Raw genomic sequence first — 3,834 nt, 5'->3', positions numbered from 1 at the left:
GAGTTAAAGGCACAAAGTTTTTTCAAAAAAATACCCCTGTTGTAGAGGCATGATTCGTCATTGCAATATATAGATGATGATGCTATCTGATAACATTATAGGTTCTATATATCAGGTGGTTAAAAAGGTGGTTTTGTTATTTGATATTTTTATTAAGTTATTGAAAAATATTATAAAAATATTATAAAATGGTACCTCTCGACCGCACCATTTGATTTCTTTTGTGAGTTGTGTTATATTCTAAGAATGCTGTTTTATACGTTGTAGCGGGGCTTTTCTTTGTGTATTATTTGTTTAGTGCCTTCCGAGTAATGCTTGTGCATTTCAGGTCGGTAGAATTTTTGTTTTACCTGTAAATTTGAAATGTTGCTCTTTTTGTTAGGACTGGTTGGTATTGTCGTGAGAATTACGGTGTTTTTAAAGTATTTGATATTCTTCATTTGTCTTTCTTTATTAACGGCATGTAGTGCATCACGTGCTGTGCTTTGGCATGGGATTCACGCAACACCGTCTATGATTGCAGTACAAAGAGAAGTTGAAGATAGACCAGTTCTTCCCAAAACTGTTGTTCCAGTGTATGTTGCAACGAGTCGTATGATGCAAAACAATTATTCTCAGCCTTATGGAGCAGAGCGATCAAATAAAGTGCATTATAACCGCATTGATATAGGAATACCTCAACAACATGTAAAGGGTTTTGTTGAAATAAATGCTTATAAACCTACTCATGATAAGTATTTTGCAGCAGTGGCGTTACAAAAATACGATAACAAAGAACAGTTTAAGCAGCAGTTAAATGCTGCTTTAGCAAAAAAGCCAAAAGGAAAAAGAGAAATTTTCCTTTTTATTCATGGCTATAATAACAACTTTGCTGATGGTGTATTCCGTACAGCACAATTTACATATGATTACTCTTTGGATGTTGTTTCTGTACACTATTCTTGGCCATCTGCTGGTTCAGTTCCTCTTTATATTTATGACCGTGATAGCGCTAATTTTGCACGTGATGGACTGATAGAGCTTTTGAAAATCATCAGTGAAACCAATGCTGATCAGATTTCGGTTATTGCACATTCTATGGGCAATTTTGTTATAATGGAATCATTTAGAACTTTAGCATTACAGGGGAACTATAAACCAATTCACCGTATTACAAGTTTCTTGATGGCAGCACCGGATATTGATGTTGATGTGTTTGAACGTCAACTTAATGATATTAAAAAATTACCTCAACCTACAGCCATTTTGGTCTCTCGTGCGGATAAAGCGCTTGCTGTTTCGGGACGTCTTACGGGAGGACACCATCGTGTGGGAGATGGTTCAGACATTGAAATGTTACGTAAAAATGGAATAGCTATCCTTGATTTCTCTAATGTTGATGGTGGAGCACATAATGTTTTTGCATCTTCACCAACGTTGATGGCTCTTTCTCGAGAAGGTTCGTTGGCATCAACAATCATGCAGGGCACAGAATTATCACCTAGTCAGGCGCTTCTTGCTGATAGTAGTACTGTGTTGGAAAAAACAACTCATCTTATTCTTTATACGCCTGTACGTTTTTTAACTTCTACAGCGCGACATTAAATGTAAGAAAATTGAACTTTTTCTTTCAAATATAAATGAATAGCAAATAATATTTTTTAGCACTTTCTTTAGAATGGCTTTGTAAAATACAAATAAATAGCGGAATGAATGTAAACAGTCATTAGTGAGTTCATGATGGTTGCACGAAAACGCTCTGTCGATACACCTACATTAGTTGATTATTTATCTCATTCTGCAGTTAAATTATTAGATATTCATACTATGCTTTGGAGAGCGAGAGAAGTTAATATGGGGGAAAAAGCAAATTTATTGCGTCAAATTGATTCTACAAAAAAACAGCTGGATGAAATAAGCTATGCTCTTGTTTTAGAATACCGTAAACGCCAAGAAAATGAGCAATTCTTAAAACAAATTTTGTTATCAATTTCTGATAAACTGTTTTCACTTAATAATAATTTTAAAGAAACGGGACGCCTTTTCTTTCAAGAGATAAGAATACTTCAGTCTCAGATGCAATGTTTTTATGAGGGAATGGAAAGGCAACATTTATTAGATAGCCAAGAATCTTGTTACTCTCCGTCAAAAATTGATGAAGTGATTAAACAGTTACAAAAAGCGCGAGAAAAGCTTATTATTGAAAGCCCACATCTCTTTGAAAAAGAATATTAAAATGAAAGATAAAATATTTTTTCAGCAAAGCATGTTTGTAAAAATATTTTTAACTTTATAGAAAACAGAGTGTTTCAAGAGCTATAGCTATTTTAAGAAAAAAGAAGCTGCCGCTTGTCGAGATAGTTTTACGATCAAACCTTCTAATCAGTTGAGTCGCGAAATCGTCGACATGTTTGTAAGAACGCTGAATAGTGTTTCACAAACAGGATTTAGAAACATTCAAAGAATTTTTAGCAGGAATTAGAAAAAGGGAAAGCAAAAAAAATGCCCCGTTGTAGAGGCATGATTCGAAATTCTATTCCCTCACTTTTATTTATGCATCCCTCACTTAAAAAAACATATAGAGAATCAGTAAGTTACGTGAAGTCTAAAAGCGTATGGTGGGCGATGAGAGCAAACAGAGAGTAAATAAAATAAAAGACTTATGTATAATGTAAGGGGTTTGGTGGTTATTGATTCTATTATGTTTTCTTCGTTTCCACCCCTAACTTTTTTGGAGCTTTTTTATCGCTTCAATAGCTAGTCTTTTACGGTCTGCGCTCTTGGTATAAAGAGAAGCCATTTGATCTTCTGTCCATCCAAAAATTGCTTTCAATTGTGAAACTGTTGCACCGGAATTAGCGGCGCGTGTTGCTGCTAATTTTCTTAAGCCATGCGCTGATTTTTTGATTCCCGCCGCATTACATGCATCCCGAAATGCATTACCAAAGCTTTCTTTGATGAATTTTTGATTAAGTTTACTACAGATGAATGTTTCTTCTCCAATAGGACCAATTTTAAGGGTTTCTGCTAATTCAGGCAAAATGGGTAGAAAAACATCTGTTTGGAATTTACTTTTCTCTGTCTTGAGATGAATGATATTATCTTTGACATCTTTCCAACCAATACGAACAGCGTCACCACGACGCAAACCCGTGTAAAGAAGAACATCAATCCAGACGCGTTCATGTGTACCATGTGACCAATGGTGATAATATTTTTCAACATCTTCTTCTGTCCAAACAGCAAATCCATCTTTGTTGTTCAAAGCTGGTCTTCTTATTCCTGCTGTTGGGTTGTTTTCTAAAAAACCTTGATCAATCGCCCAATTAAAAAGACCATTAAGTGCTTTTAGAAAATTCCTAGCCATTGCTGGTGTTTCTTTACGCCGTTCAACACCGGCTATAATATGTTTTTTTTCGATTGCTTGGTACGGAATGTTTCCTATGGTATCACATACCTTCATAAGGATGAGTTCTTTTTGTTTCTTTGTAGCTTTAGCAAGATTATGCCAACTGGAGCTGTTAAAATACTGTTTAAGCAGCCATGCAAATGAACCTTCAACAAGTTTACCTGTTTTGGATTTAGGGGGGATAATGCCTTGTAATTCGGCAAGTGCACTTTTGTAGTTGTCAACAAACTCTTGCGTTCCATAGGTACCGTTCACTCTAATACGTCGCCCACGACCAATGCGCACATACCATATGATTTTACCATGGCGTGTGATTTCTTTGACAAGGTAAGGGGGGCGTGGTTTTGGCATGGCCATTTCACATCTTAGAGAGTGCGTCTTCGTAGTATTCATTCTTTGACAAATCGAATAATTTGTCTGGATGCGCGGCTGCTGTTGGTATTGGA

The 3,834-nt window shown here is 35.9% G+C and carries 3 protein-coding genes; 2 read left to right on the top strand and 1 reads right to left on the bottom strand.

Features of this window, described 5'->3' with window-relative positions; translation table 11 throughout:
- Window positions 1-399: 399 nt before the first annotated feature.
- Window positions 400-1,584 (top strand): alpha/beta hydrolase, encoded by a 1,185-nt coding sequence (locus tag NPX99_RS08355; RefSeq protein ID WP_269031379.1) that lies wholly within the window; start codon window positions 400-402, stop codon window positions 1,582-1,584.
- A 135-nt stretch (window positions 1,585-1,719) separates the two neighbouring features.
- Window positions 1,720-2,214, top strand: a complete 495-nt coding sequence (locus tag NPX99_RS08350; protein ID WP_269031378.1) for a hypothetical protein — start codon at window positions 1,720-1,722, stop codon at window positions 2,212-2,214.
- A 487-nt stretch (window positions 2,215-2,701) separates the two neighbouring features.
- Here the strand turns inward: NPX99_RS08350 and NPX99_RS08345 are convergent, their stop codons facing one another.
- Entirely contained in the window at window positions 2,702-3,739 is a 1,038-nt protein-coding gene (locus tag NPX99_RS08345) for a tyrosine-type recombinase/integrase (RefSeq protein ID WP_269031377.1), read from the bottom strand.
- Window positions 3,740-3,834 lie beyond the last annotated feature (95 nt).

Origin of the sequence: Bartonella sp. 220B (assembly GCF_026930205.1) — a bacterium.
Taxonomy (GTDB): domain Bacteria; phylum Pseudomonadota; class Alphaproteobacteria; order Rhizobiales; family Rhizobiaceae; genus Bartonella.
The sequence above is the reverse complement of the archived record's forward strand: the minus strand, read 5'-3'. Positions and strand labels throughout refer to the sequence as shown.